The sequence below is a fragment of the Sulfitobacter sp. G21635-S1 genome (assembly GCF_027213915.1).
Lineage (GTDB): Bacteria > Pseudomonadota > Alphaproteobacteria > Rhodobacterales > Rhodobacteraceae > Sulfitobacter.
In genome coordinates, this window is the sequence record NZ_JAPWGV010000029.1 from 24,541 (window position 1) to 39,527 (window position 14,987).

Below are 14,987 nucleotides of genomic sequence, written 5' to 3' on the forward strand. Positions count from 1 at the left end.
TTGATCGGGATCTGGTCGGGTTATTGCGGGATATCGCCTTCGATGCCTTCGACATAGAAGTTCATGCCCGCCAGCGTGCCGTCATCGGCGGTTTCGCCCTCGGCCAGCCAGGCGCTGCCATCCTGTTTGTTGATCGGCCCGGTGAAGGGGTGGTATGCGCCCGAGGCGATGCTTTCCTTCAGCGCCAGGGCCTGTTCCTTGACCTCTGCGGGGACCGCGTCGGTGATCTCGCCGATGCCGACCATGCCCGGACCGATGCCGTCCCAGGTGTCCGTCGATTCCCAGGTGCCATCCATCACGGCCTTGGTGCGCGCGATGTAATAGGGTGCCCAGTTGTCGATGATCGAAGAGACCCGTGGTGTCGGGGCATATTGCGCCATGTCGGAGGCCTGACCGAAGGTGATCACGTTACCGGCTTCCTGCGCGGCGGCCTGGGGCGCGGTGGAATCGGTGTGCTGCAGCACCACGTCGGCACCCTGTTCGATCAGCACCTTGGCAGCATCCGCTTCCTTGGCGGGGTCAAACCATGTGTAGGCCCAGACGATCTTGAACTGGACGTCGGGGTTCACCTTCTTGGCGTGGATATAGGCGGAATTGATGCCGCGGATCACTTCGGGGATCGGGTAGGAGCCGATGTAGCCGATGATGTTGCTTTTGGTCATGCTGCCCGCGATATGGCCCTGGATGGCGCGGCCTTCGTAGAAGCGCGCGGAATAGGTGCTGACGTTGTCGGCGCGCTTGTAACCGGTGGCATGTTCGAATTTCACGTCCGGGAATTTCTTGGCGACGTTGATGGTCGGGTCCATGTAGCCGAAGGAGGTGGTGAAGATCAGGTCGGCGCCGTCCAGCGCCATCTGCGTCATCACCCGCTCGCTGTCCGGGCCCTCGGCCACGTTTTCCACAAAGACGGTTTCGACCGCATCGCCGAATTCCTCTTCGACGGCCAGGCGGCCCTGGTTGTGTTCGTAGGTCCAGCCGCCGTCGCCGACAGGGCCGACAAAGACAAAGCCGACCTTGGTCTTTTCATGGCCATCGGCATGGGCTGCCGTGGCCAGACCCAGGGCGATGGCAGCGCTGGTCAGTAGTTTGGTGAGTTTCATGTGAAGTCCCCGTTTGATGCCCTTGTCGGGCTGAATTGGCCCCTATTGAGAGGCATGGAAAGTGCGGCCAAGGGAGGCAGGTGCCGCCGATTTGTCCGCTGACAGGATCACCAGGACGATGATCGTGATGAGATAGGGCGACATTGCCAGATACTCCACCGGAATGGCAACGCCCGCGCCCTGCAGATTGAGCTGCAATTGTGTGATGCCGCCGAAAAGATAAGCACCCAGCAGCAGGCGCCCGGGCTTCCAGGAGGCGAAGACAACCAGGGCGAGGGCGATCCAGCCGATGCCGGCGGTCATGCCTTCGGTCCATTGCGGCACCCGGATCAGGCTGATGTAGGCCCCGCCGACGCCCGCGCAGGCGCCGCCGAACATGATGGCAAATGTCCGGATGCGTTTGACGTGATAGCCCAGTGCATGGGCGGCATCATGGCTTTCGCCCACGGCGCGCAGCACCAGCCCCGCGCGGGTGAATTTCAGCACGGCCCATGTGGCCGCGACAAGCGCGAGACCGAGGTACAGGATGACGTCATGGGTGAAGACGATGGGCCCGATCACCGGAATATCCGCCAGCGGGCCGAAGTCGATATCGCCCAGGCGCGGCGGTTTCACCCCGACATAGCTTTGCCCCAGGAGCGCCGAGAGCCCGAGCCCGAAGAGCGTAAGTGCCAGGCCGGAAGCGACCTGGTTGGCCAGTGCAATCTGGGTAAGGAAGGCAAAAAGCAGCGACAGCAGTGCCCCGCCTGCAGCGGCGGCGGCAAAGCCCAGCAGGGGTGAGCCGGTTTCCACCGCCACAGCAAAGCCGCAGATCGCGCCGGTGATCATCATGCCTTCGACGCCAAGGTTCAGGACACCGGATTTCTCGACCACCAGTTCACCGATGGCGGCAAAGATCAGCGGCGTCGCCGCGACCAGAAAACCGGCGACGAAGAGGATCGGGTTGATTGCAGAAAGGTCCATCACGCCACCTCCGTCCGGCCAAAGCGGAGCCGGTAATTCGTCAACAGGTCAAAGGCGAGCAGGAAGAACAGCAACATTCCCTGGAACACCTGTATCGCGGCAGCGGGCAGGCCAAGCTGCGATTGCGCGATGTCCCCGCCGATATAGGTCAGCGCCATCAGCCCGCCCGCGAGCAGGATGCCGATCGGGTGCAACCGGCCCAGAAAGGCAACGATGATCGCGGTAAAGCCATACCCCACGTTGAAATCAATCGTCACCTGGCCCGCGGGCCCTGCAACTTCGAACAGCCCGGCCAGACCGGCCAGAAGCCCCGATGTGCCAAGGCAGAACAACACCAGCCGCGTCGGGTTCACACCAGAGAAACGCGCGGCGCGCGGCGCCTCGCCGGTGACGCGAATGGCAAAGCCCAACCGGTGTTTGGTCAGCAGCACATAGGCAAAGATCACCGCGATCAGTGCCGCCACAACGCCCCAATGCATGCCCGATCCCTCGATCAGGTCGGCGTTGAAGGCGCTTTCGTATTGCTGCAGGTTGCGCGACCCGGGAAAGCCGAAACCTTCGGGGTTCTTCATCAGGCCCAGCGACATCGAGGCAAGGAATTGCTCGGCCACATAGACCAGCATCAAGGATACGAGAATCTCGTTGGTGCCGAACCTTACCTTCAACATGGCCGGGATCATTGCCCAGATCCAGCCGCCAAAGGCGCCGCCCAAAACCATCAGCGGAAAGACGATGAAACTGTCCAACGGATAAAATGCCAGCCCCACGCCCGCACCAAAGAGCGCACCCATGATGTATTGCCCTTCCGCCCCGATGTTCCAGATCCCCGCCTTGAAGCCCAGGCTCAGCCCGATGGCGATCAGCACCAGCGGCGCCCCCTTGATCAGCAGTTGCGGCCGATAATAAAAGGCGAATTCGCCGAACAGCGGCTGCCAGAAGATCGTGATGATCGAGATGACAGGGTCCTTGCCCAACAGGGCAAACATCAACCCGCCAAACACCATGGTTGCCAGCACCGCCAGCAGGGGCGTGGCCAGCGAAAAAGCCCGGCTCGGCTGCGGTCGTTTCTCCAGCCGGATCATGCGCCGCCCCCTGGCTTCATTGTTCCCGAAATACACGAATGAACCGGTTCAGACATGCGCCACCTCCATTCCATGGGCGCCACCCATCATCATCCCGATCTCATCCACCGTCAGCCCCTGCGCGGGGCGGGGAGGTGACAGGCGGCCTTCGTTCAAGGCGGCGAAACGGTCGGAAATTTCCATCAACTCGTCCAGATCCTGGCTGATTGCAATAATGGCCGCGCCGTTTTCCGCCAGATCCAGCAGGGCCTGGCGGATCGCGGCGGCGGCAGAGGCATCGACCCCCCAGGTCGGCTGGTTCACCACCAGAAGGTCGGGGCGTTGCAGGACCTCGCGCCCGATCACGAATTTCTGCAGGTTGCCCCCCGACAGGGAGCGCGCCGCATTGCCCGGGCCGGGCGTGCGCACGTCGAAAGTGCTGATGATCCGTTCGGCAAAGGCACGTGCGGCGCCCCAGTCCAGCATGCCGCCCCGGTCCAGGTTTTCGCGCGCCGCGCCGGTCAGCATGGCGTTCTCCGTCAGCGACATGTCGGGGGCGGCGGCATGGCCCAGCCGTTCCTCCGGCGCTGTCAGGATGCCCATCGCGCGGCGCGGGGTCGGGCCCAGCACGCCGATGTCGCGGCCCTGAAAGGCGATCATCCCCGGCGCGCTGAGGGTTTCGCCGGAAAGGGCTGCCAGCAATTCGTCCTGGCCGTTGCCCGCCACCCCGCCGATGCCCAGCACCTCGCCCGCGCGCACCTCGACATTGATGTCGCGCAGCGGCATGCCGAAGGCGCTGGGCGATTTCGCGGAGAGGCCAGTCAGCGCCAGCACCACGTCACCCGGCGTCTTGCCGGCCCGTGTGGGGGTTTTCAGCACCGTGCCCACCATCATTTCCGCCATGTCGCGGGCCGATGTCTCTGAGGGGGTGCAATGGCCCACCACCTTGCCCAGCCGCAGGATCGTGGCGCTGTCACAGAGCGCGCGGATCTCCTCCAGCTTGTGCGAAATATACAGGATCGCAGTGCCCTCGGCGGAGAGCTTGCGCAGGGTCTTGAACAGGATCTCCACCTCCTGCGGGGTCAGCACGGATGTAGGCTCATCCATGATCAGCAGCTTGGGGTCCTGCAACAGGCAGCGGATGATCTCGACCCGCTGGCGCTCGCCTGCCGAGAGGTCGCCCACCACGCGGTCGGGCGACAGCGGCAAACCATAGGTATCGGAGACCTCGCGGATGCGCTGGCTCAATGCGCGCAGCTTCGGTGCGTCCTCCATCCCCAGTGCGATATTCTCGGCAACGGTCAGCGCATCGAACAGCGAAAAATGCTGGAACACCATGCCCACACCCGCCGCCCGCGCCGCGCGGGGTTCCGCCGGGGCAAAACCCGCGCCATGCATCTGCATTTTTCCCGCATCCGGCTTCACCAGCCCGTAGATCATCTTGACCAGGGTCGATTTGCCCGCGCCGTTTTCGCCCAGCAGGGCATGCACTTCGCCCGGCGCGATGCGCAGCGACACACCGTCATTGGCCACGACACCGGGATAGGCCTTGGTCAGGCCGGACAGGTCCAGCAGGGGTGTATCGGTCATGCGGTTTCCCCTTCGGGCATCAGGGCAAGAAGCCCGTTTACACAGCCCCTGGCAATGTCATCGGGGACCTTGCCAAGCGATTTGTCCCCAATGGGGCAGGTGATCGGCGCGGGATCAAGCCCCAGCGCGCGCAATCTCTTGCTGAACCGCGCCCATTTGGTCTCCGACCCGATCAGCCCGCAGGAGGCAAAACCGCGTGTCAGCAGCGCGGCGCAGAGCGCGAGGTCGAGGTCATGGGCATAGGTAAAGATCAGGTGATGCGCCTGCACCGGCGCGCGCGCGGCAAGCCGCGGCATGTCCGCCGCCGGGACCGTCGTGACATGGCTTCCCACCTGCGGTGGGAAACGGTCGGCGCCTGTATCTACCCAGGTTATGTTGAAGGCTTGGGGCGGGCAGGCCCGCACCACCGCGCGGCCCACATGCCCGGCGCCCCACAGCCAGAGGTCTGCAGGGGGATGGCGGTATGTGACATCCGGATGGGTATGAACCTGCGCCACGTCGGTTGCACATGTCTCGCGGGTGAACCGTAGCGAGACCGCACCGCCACAGCATTGACCGAGGCCCGGACCCAGGGGCAGGGTTTCCTCCCGTTCGGGGGCATCCTCCGCCAGCATCCTGCGGGCCGTTTCAATCGCCTGAAGCTCCAGCGCACCGCCGCCGATGGTGCCGGTGATGTCCCGCAGGGTGACTTTCATCGCCGTGCCCGCATCGCGGGGCGCGGAACCGCGCGTGGCAGTGATCTGGACATAGACCGCGTCACTCATGCCCGGGTCCTTTCCACGGCGGCCAGGACCTGTTCGGCCGTCGCGGGGGCCTGCAGGTCGCCATAACCCGGACCACAGGCTGCCACCGCATCCGACAGGGCCATCAGCGCGGAGATCCCCAGCATCAGCGGCGGCTCCCCCACCGCCTTGGACCGGTAGATTGTCTGCGCCGGGTTCGGCTGGTCCCAGAGCGCCACGTTGAACACCTCGGGGCGGTCGCCGCAGGCGGGTATCTTGTAGGTCGAGGGCGCATGGGTCTTCAGCGCGCCCTTGTCATCCCAGACCAGTTCCTCCGTCGTCAGCCAGCCCGCGCCCTGCACGTAGCCGCCCTCGATCTGGCCGGTGTCGATGGCGGGATTCAGCGAGGCACCCGCGTCATGCAGGATGTCGGTGCGCAGGATGCGGTTTTCACCGGTCAGCGTGTCGATCACCACCTCGGTGCAGGCCGCGCCATAGGCGAAATAGTAAAACGGCCGCCCCCGGCCCCGGATCCGGTCCCATTCGATATCCGGTGTCTTGTAGAACCCGGTGGCCGACAGGCTGACCCGCGCCTGATAGGCAGAGGCGGCGGCCTCGGCAAAGGTGATCTCCTCGCCACCCGCGCGCACCATGCCCCCGGCAAAACGGATCTCGGAGGTCTGGTAGCGTTCCGCCAGATGCGCCCTGATCCGTTCGCGGATCTCGTCGCAGGCGTTCTGCACCGCCATGCCGTTCAGGTCCGACCCGGAGGAGGCCGCCGTGGCGGAGGTGTTGGGCACCTTGCCGGTATCCGTCGCGGTGATCTTGACCGCTTCCAGCGGCACGCCAAAGCGGCTGGCAGCCACCTGCGCGACCTTGAGGAACAGGCCCTGGCCCATCTCCGTGCCACCGTGGTTCAGGTGGATTGACCCGTCCTGATAGACATGCACCAGCGCCCCCGCCTGGTTGAGATGGGTGAGGGTGAAGGAAATGCCGAATTTCACCGGGGTCAGCGCGATGCCGCGTTTGAGCAGTGGCTGGCCTGCGTTCCACGCCGCAATCGCGTCGCGCCGCCTGTCATAGTCGCAGCTTTGCGCCAGCCGGTCGGTCAGCGCATTGATGACGCAATCGGTGACCGGCTGGTGATAGGGCGTTGTCTGCTGGCCTTCGGCCGGCGCCGGGGCCGGGGGCGTTCTGGCCGGTGCAGGCCGCGCCCCGCGCGAGGTATTGTCCTCTGCCGGTGAGGCGGTGACCGGCGCGCTGCCGGTTTCGACCTTTGGCGGCGGAGCGACATGATCGGCATAGTAATTGGCCCGCCGCACCGCCAACGGGTCCAGCCCGCGGGCATGGGCGATATGGTCCATCACCTTTTCGATCCCGACCATCCCCTGTGGCCCGCCAAAGCCGCGAAAGGCGGTGGCCGATTGCGTATTGGTGCGCAACCGGTGCGAGGTGATGCGGATGTGTTTCAGGTGATAGGCGTTATCGGCATGCAACATCGCCCGGTCTGCCACCGGCAGGCTCAGGTCCATGGCCCAGCCGCAGCGCGCGTATTGGGTGAAATCCAGCGCCACGATGCGGCCTGCATCGTCAAAGCCCACGTCATAGTCGATGCGGAAATCGTGCCGCTTGCCGGTCACGATCATGTCGTCGTCGCGGTCATAGCGCATCTTGCAGGGCCGCCCGGTCTGCCGCGCGGCCAGCGCGCAGGCGATGGCCAGCGCGTTGCCCTGGCTTTCCTTGCCGCCGAAACCGCCGCCCATGCGGCGGGTCTCCACGCGCACGGCATGCATCGGCTTGCCGATGGCATGGGCAACCTTGTGCTGGATCTCTGTCGGGTGCTGGGTGGAACTGTGCACCAGCATGTCGCCGCCTTCCTGCGGCAGGGCAAGGGCGGCTTGCCCCTCCAGATAGAAATGCTCCTGCCCGCCGATCCCGATGCTGCCCGACAGGCGGTGTGCGGCCCGGGGCAGCATCGCCTCCGGTTCGCCCTTTTGATAGATGCGCGGCCCTTCCTCGAACCTTGTGTTGGCGGCAAGGGCCTCCGCGATGCTCAGGACCGGTTTCTGCGCCGCAATCCCGACCTTGCCCAGCTGCGCCGCCCGGCGCGCGGCCAGATGCGAGGTGGCGATGACCAGAAACAGCGGCTGGCCAAGGTAATGGACCTCGCCCGTCGCCAGCAGGGGCTCGTCATGGTTGGAGGGGGAGCAATCGGCATCGAAGGGCAGATCCCCGGCACTCAGCACGGCGACCACGCCGGGGGCGTCCCGGACCGCGTCAAGGTCCATGGCGGTGATCTTTCCGGCGGCGTGCCGGCTGAGCCCGAAAGCCAGATGCAGTGTATTGCCCGGCACCGGAATGTCATCGACATAACGCGCGGCGCCGGTCACATGCAGTTCTGCGGCGTCATGGGGCAGGGGCTGCGCGATGCTCATGCGCGCACCTTGCTGACATCGGTTGTCTGGCCGGAGAGGTCATGGAAGTACCGCAGCAGCATGTTCTGCGCCGTCTGCATCCGGTAGCGGGCAGAGGCGCGCATGTCGGACATGGGTTCGAAATCCGCCGCCATTGCCGCCATCGCGGCCTGGAAACTGTCAGCAGTGAAAGGCGCGCCGGTCAGCGCGGCCTCGGCCGCAGCTGCGCGTTTCGGGGTGCCCGCCATGCCGCCAAAGGCGATGCGGGCGCTGGTGATGGTCTGGTCCTGGCGGGTGATGTTGAGACAGCCGCAGACCGCCGAGATGTCCTGATCGAAGCGTTTCGAGAGTTTGTAACAGCGCAGGGTATCGGGTTGTTTCGGAACGCTGACCGCCTCGACGAATTCGCCCGGCGCGCGGTCCTGCCTGCCATAGGCGAGAAAAAAATCCTCCAGCGGCAGGCTGCGGCGCGTCTCGCCGTGACGCAGATGCAGGGTGGCCCCCAGGGCGATCAGCGCGGGCGGCCCGTCGCCGATGGGCGAGCCGTTGGCAATATTGCCGCCAATGGTCGCGGCATTGCGGACCTGCACAGAGCCATAGCGGCGCAGCATGGCGCCGAGGCTGGGATGGTACGGGGCGAAATGGGCCTCAAGCATGGTCAGGCTGGTCATCGCCCCGATGCGCCAGTGATCGCCCGCATCCGTGATGCCGCGCAGATCGGCGCATTGGTTGAGAAAGGCGATCTGGTCCAGATCGCGGAATTGCTTGGTGACCCAGAGGCCCACGTCGGTGGCCCCTGCAATCAGGGTGGCCTCGGGGTTGGCGGCGTACCAGCGCGCCAGATCGTCGGAATGGGTCGGCTGCAGAACCCGGGGGGCCAGCCCCCCGGACCCCCCGGTGGTATTTTCGGAACAATGAAGCGACAGGTTTTCGAGATGGGCGGGGATAGGTGCGGCCTCTGCCGCCCGGGCCGCCCGGATGATCGGGGCATAGCCGGTGCAGCGGCAGAGGTTTCCCGCAAGCTGCGTGTCATGGTCGGTGGCCTTGTTGAGATGGGCGCAGGCCATGGAGACCACGAAACCCGGTGTGCAGAAGCCGCATTGACTGCCGTGGTGGTCCACCATCGCCTGCTGCACCGGGTGCAGGCTGCCGTCGGGGGCGCTGATGCCTTCCACCGTGGTGACATGTTTGCCATGCACCTGCGGCAGGAAAAGGATGCAGCCGTTCAGCGCGCGCGATCCCGTTTCGTCGGTGATCATCACCGTGCAGGCCCCGCAGTCGCCCTCGTTGCAGCCCTCCTTGGTGCCGGTCAGGCCGCGCGCTTCGCGCAGCCAGTCAAGCAGCGTGGTGGTGGGGGATACGTCGGTTGGTGACACAGGTTCTCCGTTCAGAAGAAACGTGATGTCCATGCCTGAAACCCGTCGCGTTACGTATGTGGGGGCCTGATGCGGCCCCCTCGATGCGACGTAGAAGGGGAGCGGCCCGTTTACTGGAAGCAGACTAGGGAGATTTCCGGGGCTCTGGCAAGCAAAAGCACGCGGCCACCCCGTGAATTTTCCGCCCGCGGGGGGCTGTTGCCCGCGAAGGCGGCGTTCACGCGACCCGTAAGGCGCGCCGTGAGAGCCATGGCGGAGGCCGCGATGTTTCGGATCCGTTCGGGGGCGCGTTTCGGATCGTGACCGGTCAAGCCGTGCGCTCGTCCTTGTCCGTGCCCTCGTCCGTGTCCAGGGCGCGCGTCATGGCATCGAGCCTGTCGAGCCGTTGCTCCCAGACCTGTCGCTGCCAGGCCAGCCAACCCTGCACTTCCATCAGCGGCGCCGCCTCGATATGGCAGGTGCGCACGCGGCCCTTCTTGACCGAGCGCACCAGTCCCGCGGTTTCAAGGACCTTGAGATGCCGCATGAAGGTGGGCAGGGCCATGTCATGGGGGGCCGCCAGTTCGGAGACCGATGCCGGACCGCCTGCAAGCCGCTCCACCACCGCGCGGCGGGTGGCGTCCGAGAGGGTCGAGAATACAAGATCGAGTCGTTTATTGGCCATGCGGCTGAATATCGGCCTGTCAGCCCGGGCGTCAATCGATGCTTAGTTGTTATGCTAAGTGTTAACTTCGCTTGCGCGGCACACCGCCGATTGCCCCCGGCGGGTCGGCTGGATACGGTTGGCCCATGAAACATGCCCCCCGATTCATCCACCTGCGCACCCATTCGGAATATTCACTGCTGGAAGGCGCGCTGCGGTTGAAGAAACTGCCGCAGATGTGCCGTGATGCGGGGATGCCCGCGCTGGCGCTGACCGACACCAACAACATGTTCGCGGCGCTGGAATTCTCCGTCGGGATGGCCGGGGCCGGGGTTCAGCCGATCATCGGCTGCCAGGTCGATCTGGCCTATGTCGCGGTCCAGCCGGGGGAACGCCCGCGTGATCCGGCCCCGGTGGTTCTGCTGGCGCAGAACGAGGCAGGCTATGAAAACCTGATGAAGCTGAACTCCTGCCTTTACATCGACAAGGGCGGCGCGCGGCCGCAGGTCACGCTGGAGGAACTGGAGGCATTGAGCGGCGACATCATCTGCCTGACCGGGGGGCCGGGCGGGCCGGTGGGGATGCTTTTGCAAAATGGCCAGCGCCCGGCGGCAGAGGCGCTGATGGCGCGGCTGGCGGCGTCTTTCGGCGACAGGCTCTATGTGGAGCTGCAGCGCCATCCGGGCGAGGATGGCCAGCCGGAAGCGGAGCGGCTGACGGAACGCGGGCTGGTCGAGATGGCCTATGCCATGGACCTGCCGCTGGTCGCCACCAACGACGTCTATTTCCCCAAGACAGAGATGTACGAGGCGCATGACGCGCTGATCTGCATCGCCGAAGGTGCCTATGTCGATCAGCAGGAGGCGCGGCGGCGGCTGACCGCCCAGCACTATTTCAAATCCGAGGCGGAGATGGTGACCCTGTTTGCCGATCTGCCGGAGGCTGTCGAAAACACTGTTGAAATCGCCCGTCGCTGCGCCTTCATGGCCTATCGGCGCGACCCGATCCTGCCGAAGTTCGCCGATGACGAGGTGGCCGAACTGCGCCGTCAGGCGCAGGAGGGGCTGCGCGCGCGGCTGGCGATCATCCCCCATGCCGCGCCGGTGGCGGACTATGAGAAGCGGCTCGAATTCGAGCTCGGGATCATCGAGGGGATGGGCTTTCCCGGCTACTTCCTGATCGTGGCGGATTTCATCAAATGGGCCAAGGATCACGACATTCCGGTGGGGCCGGGGCGCGGCTCTGGCGCGGGCTCGCTTGTGGCCTATGCGCTGCTGATCACCGACCTAGACCCGCTGCGCTATTCACTGCTGTTCGAGCGGTTCCTGAACCCCGAGCGGGTGTCCATGCCCGACTTCGACATCGACTTCTGCATGGATCGTCGCGAGGAGGTGATCCAATATGTGCAGGGCAAATACGGGCGCGACAAGGTGGGTCAGATCATCACCTTCGGCGCGCTTCTGTCCAAGGCGGCGGTGCGCGACATCGGGCGGGTCTTGCAGATGCCTTACGGACAGGTGGACCGGCTGTCCAAGATGATCCCGGTGGAGGGGGTAAAACCCGTTTCCATCGAAAAGGCGCTGGCGGATGAGCCGCGCCTGCGCGAGGAGGCCAAGAACGAGGAGGTCGTCGCGCGCCTGCTGGAATATGGCCAGCAGGTCGAGGGGCTGTTGCGCAATGCCTCCACCCATGCCGCCGGTGTGGTGATCGGGGACCGGCCGCTGGATCATCTGGTGCCGCTCTATCAGGATCCGCGTTCCGACATGCCCGCGACCCAGTTCAACATGAAATGGGTGGAACAGGCCGGGCTGGTGAAGTTCGACTTCCTGGGCCTCAAGACGCTGACCGTGATCCAGAACGCGGTGGACCAGATCAAGGCATCCGGGCGTCACCTGCATCTTGCCGCCGACGGGACGGAGCTGTTCACCCCGCCAGAGGGGGTGCTGGACGATATCTCGACAATCCCGCTGGATGATGAGGCGTCTTACAGACTTTACGCAAGCGCCAAGACGGTGGCGGTGTTCCAGGTGGAATCCAGCGGCATGATGGATGCCCTGAAACGCATGAAACCCACCTGCATCGAGGATATCGTGGCGCTGGTGGCGCTGTACCGTCCCGGCCCGATGGAGAACATCCCGACCTATTGCGACGTCAAGAACGGCAAGCGCGAGCTGGAATCGATCCATCCGCTGATTGACGACATTCTCGAAGAGACCCAGGGCATCATCGTCTATCAGGAACAGGTGATGCAGATCGCGCAGGTCATGGCGGGCTATTCGCTCGGCGGCGCCGACCTGCTGCGCCGCGCCATGGGCAAGAAGATCGCCGAGGAGATGGCCAAGGAACGCCCCAAGTTCGAAAAGGGTGCGATGGAAAACGGGGTCGACAAGAAAAAGGCCACCGAGGTTTTCGACCTGTTGGAGAAATTCGCCAACTACGGGTTCAACAAGTCGCATGCCGCTGCCTATGCCGTGGTCAGCTACCAGACCGCATGGCTCAAGGCGAACCATCCGGTGGAGTTCATGGCCGGTGTCATGAATTGCGACATCCACCTGACCGACAAGCTGGCGGTTTATTTCGAAGAAGTGCGCAAGCGGCTGGAACTGCCCTGGGTGCCGCCCTGCGTGAACCGCTCGGACGCGACATTCAAGGTGGTGGACGGTGCGCTGGTCTATGCGCTGGGTGCGCTCAAGAACGTCGGTGTCGAGGCGATGAAGCTGATCACCGAAGGCCGGCGGGTCGAGGGGCAGGAGCGGCCCTTTGCGACGCTGTTCGACCTGGCGCGGCGGGTGGACCTGAAGCGCGTGGGCAAGCGGCCACTGGAAATGCTGGCGCGGTCGGGAGCCTTCGACCAGCTGGATGCGAACCGGCGGCGGGTGTTTCAGGCGCTGGATGCGCTGGTCGGCTATTCAGCGGCGATCCATGAACAGAAGGCCAGCAACCAGGTGTCGCTGTTCGGCGAGGCGGGCGATGACCTGCCCGAGCCGCGCATGCTGCCCTGCGACGACTGGCTGCCCGCCGAACGCCTGACAGAGGAATTCAAGGCAGTGGGTTTCTACCTGTCGGGGCATCCGCTGGACGATTACATGACTCCGCTCAAGCGCAAATGGGGCAATGACCGGGGCGTGCCTTTCCTGACGCTGGACGAATTGACCGAAAAGGTGAGTGAACGGGGCGCGATGAACGCGCGGCTTGCGGGTGTGGTCGCCGGGCGGCAGGAACGCAAATCCGCGCGCGGTAACCGGTTTGCCTTTGCCCAGATGTCTGACCCCACCGGCGGCTATGAAGTCACGCTTTTCTCCGACACGCTGGAACTTGCCCGTGACCACCTGGAGACGGGATCCAAGGTGGTGGTCACGGTCGAGGCGACGATGGAAAGCGACCAGTTGAAATTGCTGGGCCGGTCCGTGGCGCCGGTGGACATGGCCGTGGCGGATGCGGGCAGCATCGGCTTGCGGGTCTTTGTCGATGCGCCGGAGGCGGTTGCGGCTGTGGCGCAGGTGCTGGAGGGCGCGCGCTCGGCGGCGCGGGCCGCGGGCAAGGGGCCGATCCAGCTTTGTCTGATGGATCCCTCCCTGCCGGGTGAGGTCGAGGTGGACCTGGGGTTCGAATACCCCGTGACCCCCCAGATCAAGGGGGCGATCCGGTCCCTGGGCGGCGTGCTGGAAGTGCAGGAAATCTGAGCCGGTTCACGCCTGCCGCCGGCACATCCTGCCGGTCGAGTGGACGAAGCCTCGCCGCTGGGATAAAAGACCCCACATCGGGGAGATGTGTCATGTTTCGATCAGCTATTCTTGTCAGCATTCTGCTGGCCCTGGGCGCCTGCGGCGACCCGTTGGCCGGCGTTGACCGTATTTCCGATGTGGAGCTGTCGGATGAGGATCCGGCGGCGCAGGCCCTGCCGGGCGAGGCGGAAGTCGCGCGTGAAGGGTTCTTTGGCAGCAGCGCCGCCTCGGGCGGTGATGCGGCTGTGATCCCGGCAGAGCAGGCGCGCGCACCGCAGGAACCTGCGGCACGTGGCGGTATTCTGGGCCTGTTCCGGCGTGCCGGAGGGGCGGCGCAGCCCGCGCAGGACCCTGAGCGCACGGAAGTGGGGCAGGAGGCCGGGGTTGAAGTCGCAGCCCTCAGCCCCGAGGATGCGCCACAGTCGGAACGTCAGCGCGGCGGGCTTTTCGGGCTTGGCGGCGGGGCAAACCGCGAGACACCCCGTGACGGTCCCGATGCGCGTGATGTGGCCTATGGCACGGTCCTGCCCTATGGGGTCGTTGCGCGGGTCTGCGAGGCCAAAGGCAAACCGATGGGCCAGAAAATCGAAAGCGCCCCCGCGCGGGGCTATGCTCTTTATGATTCCGCATCCGGTTCTGCGGTTGCGCGGACCTTCTATATCACCGGTTTTGCGGATGGCTGCCCGCGCCAGCTGACGGCGGCCAGTGTCCTGCTGGGGGCCGCATCGCTGTATGAGCAGCTGCACTATGGACCGGGGGGCGAGAACCTGCCGGTGGGTGCCACCGACAAGGCCTATGAATCCGTCAAGCGCGATGTCTGCGGCGCGCGCAAAGGCAAGCCCTGCGGGGCAAAGATCGACCGGATGGACCGCAGCACCTTCTTTGTCAGCGCCTACGACAGTTTCGGCAATTCCAGCCGCTGGACCGAGTTGCTGGTGCATGACGGCGCGGTGATCGCCGCCGCGGTCAAGACCAGCGGCTGAGGGGCCGGAATTTTCGAAAATTCCGGGCAAAATTCTTTGAAGAATTTTGGCGCCCGTGGCAGGGGTCGGCTCAGTAGTGCGGCGGGCGTTCGTCACCCAGCACCACGCCACTGCCCTGGCTCGCTTCCCTTTCGCCCTCGCGCTGCATCAGCATGTGCACCCGGCGGTTCAGGGTGGTGATTTCCGTCTCCTGCCGCGCAATGATCTCTGACAGGTCGTCGACGATGCGGGTCAGATGGGCGATCTGTTCTTCGAGTTTTTCCATGGCTGCGCTGTAACATGTCGACGGCCCGCTTGGAATGGATGTTGTGCAGGGATATTTGTTTGCCAAAAAGAGCAGGGGGCAAGCAGCCCTTGCGTCGCTTGCCCTTGCAAGGGGGCTGGGGTAGAGGCAGGGCGCAGATGCAGCG

General features: G+C 64.8%; 11 protein-coding genes. 2 read left to right on the forward strand and 9 right to left on the reverse strand.

Annotation, left to right across the window (positions count from 1 at the left end):
- Window positions 1-20: 20 nt before the first annotated feature.
- The 8 genes from O4H53_RS22220 to O4H53_RS22255 form a co-directional block, all read right to left on the reverse strand.
- Window positions 21-1,100 (reverse strand): BMP family ABC transporter substrate-binding protein, encoded by a 1,080-nt coding sequence (locus O4H53_RS22220; protein WP_114274928.1) that lies wholly within the window; start codon window positions 1,098-1,100, stop codon window positions 21-23.
- 42 nt (window positions 1,101-1,142) lie between these two features.
- Window positions 1,143-2,063, reverse strand: a complete 921-nt coding sequence (locus O4H53_RS22225) for an ABC transporter permease (RefSeq protein WP_269367255.1) — start codon at window positions 2,061-2,063, stop codon at window positions 1,143-1,145.
- Window positions 2,063-3,145: an ABC transporter permease gene (locus O4H53_RS22230; RefSeq protein WP_269367256.1), complete on the reverse strand. Its 1,083-nt coding sequence runs from the start codon at window positions 3,143-3,145 to the stop codon at window positions 2,063-2,065. Before O4H53_RS22230 ends, O4H53_RS22225 begins: the two co-directional genes overlap by 1 nt.
- Window positions 3,146-3,193: 48 nt before the next feature.
- Window positions 3,194-4,714 (reverse strand): ABC transporter ATP-binding protein, encoded by a 1,521-nt coding sequence (locus O4H53_RS22235; protein ID WP_269367257.1) that lies wholly within the window; start codon window positions 4,712-4,714, stop codon window positions 3,194-3,196.
- Window positions 4,711-5,478: a xanthine dehydrogenase accessory protein XdhC gene (gene xdhC / locus O4H53_RS22240; protein WP_269367258.1), complete on the reverse strand. Its 768-nt coding sequence runs from the start codon at window positions 5,476-5,478 to the stop codon at window positions 4,711-4,713. The genes O4H53_RS22235 and xdhC overlap by 4 nt, the downstream gene beginning before the upstream one ends.
- Entirely contained in the window at window positions 5,475-7,871 is a 2,397-nt protein-coding gene (gene xdhB, locus O4H53_RS22245) for a xanthine dehydrogenase molybdopterin binding subunit (protein ID WP_269367259.1), read from the reverse strand. Before xdhB ends, xdhC begins: the two co-directional genes overlap by 4 nt.
- On the reverse strand, window positions 7,868-9,259 hold the full coding sequence (gene xdhA, locus O4H53_RS22250; RefSeq protein WP_269367260.1) for a xanthine dehydrogenase small subunit: 1,392 nt from the start codon (window positions 9,257-9,259) through the stop codon (window positions 7,868-7,870). The genes xdhB and xdhA overlap by 4 nt, the downstream gene beginning before the upstream one ends.
- A 274-nt stretch (window positions 9,260-9,533) precedes the next feature.
- Window positions 9,534-9,890, reverse strand: coding sequence for an ArsR/SmtB family transcription factor (locus O4H53_RS22255; RefSeq protein ID WP_269367261.1), 357 nt, complete (start codon window positions 9,888-9,890; stop codon window positions 9,534-9,536).
- A 125-nt stretch (window positions 9,891-10,015) separates the two neighbouring features.
- On the opposite strand from O4H53_RS22255, the gene dnaE reads away from it, so the two are divergent.
- Both dnaE and O4H53_RS22265 read left to right on the forward strand, forming a co-directional pair.
- Window positions 10,016-13,552 carry a DNA polymerase III subunit alpha gene (gene dnaE, locus O4H53_RS22260; RefSeq protein ID WP_269367262.1) on the forward strand — a complete coding sequence of 1,179 codons (3,537 nt, stop codon included), beginning with the start codon at window positions 10,016-10,018 and terminating at the stop codon, window positions 13,550-13,552.
- Between the two features lie 92 nt (window positions 13,553-13,644).
- A complete protein-coding gene (locus tag O4H53_RS22265; RefSeq protein WP_269367263.1) occupies window positions 13,645-14,577 on the forward strand; it encodes a hypothetical protein in 933 nt (310 codons plus the stop codon).
- A gap of 70 nt (window positions 14,578-14,647) precedes the next feature.
- Here the strand turns inward: O4H53_RS22265 and O4H53_RS22270 are convergent, their stop codons facing one another.
- Complete coding sequence (locus O4H53_RS22270; protein ID WP_269367264.1) at window positions 14,648-14,842, reverse strand: SlyX family protein; 195 nt, start codon at window positions 14,840-14,842, stop codon at window positions 14,648-14,650.
- Window positions 14,843-14,987: the final 145 nt, after the last annotated feature.

Excerpts from the sequence above, each read along its gene's own strand:
- O4H53_RS22220 (WP_114274928.1), bottom strand. The coding sequence starts at position 1,100 with ATGAAACTCACCAAACTACTGACCAGCGCTGCCATCGCCCTGGGTCTG.
- O4H53_RS22225 (WP_269367255.1), bottom strand. The coding sequence starts at position 2,063 with ATGGACCTTTCTGCAATCAACCCGATCCTCTTCGTCGCCGGTTTTCTG.
- O4H53_RS22230 (WP_269367256.1), bottom strand. The coding sequence starts at position 3,145 with ATGATCCGGCTGGAGAAACGACCGCAGCCGAGCCGGGCTTTTTCGCTG.
- O4H53_RS22235 (WP_269367257.1), bottom strand. The coding sequence starts at position 4,714 with ATGACCGATACACCCCTGCTGGACCTGTCCGGCCTGACCAAGGCCTAT.
- xdhC (WP_269367258.1), bottom strand. The coding sequence starts at position 5,478 with ATGAGTGACGCGGTCTATGTCCAGATCACTGCCACGCGCGGTTCCGCG.
- xdhB (WP_269367259.1), bottom strand. The coding sequence starts at position 7,871 with ATGAGCATCGCGCAGCCCCTGCCCCATGACGCCGCAGAACTGCATGTG.
- xdhA (WP_269367260.1), bottom strand. The coding sequence starts at position 9,259 with ATGGACATCACGTTTCTTCTGAACGGAGAACCTGTGTCACCAACCGAC.
- O4H53_RS22255 (WP_269367261.1), bottom strand. The coding sequence starts at position 9,890 with ATGGCCAATAAACGACTCGATCTTGTATTCTCGACCCTCTCGGACGCC.
- dnaE (WP_269367262.1), top strand. The coding sequence starts at position 10,016 with ATGAAACATGCCCCCCGATTCATCCACCTGCGCACCCATTCGGAATAT.
- O4H53_RS22265 (WP_269367263.1), top strand. The coding sequence starts at position 13,645 with ATGTTTCGATCAGCTATTCTTGTCAGCATTCTGCTGGCCCTGGGCGCC.
- O4H53_RS22270 (WP_269367264.1), bottom strand. The coding sequence starts at position 14,842 with ATGGAAAAACTCGAAGAACAGATCGCCCATCTGACCCGCATCGTCGAC.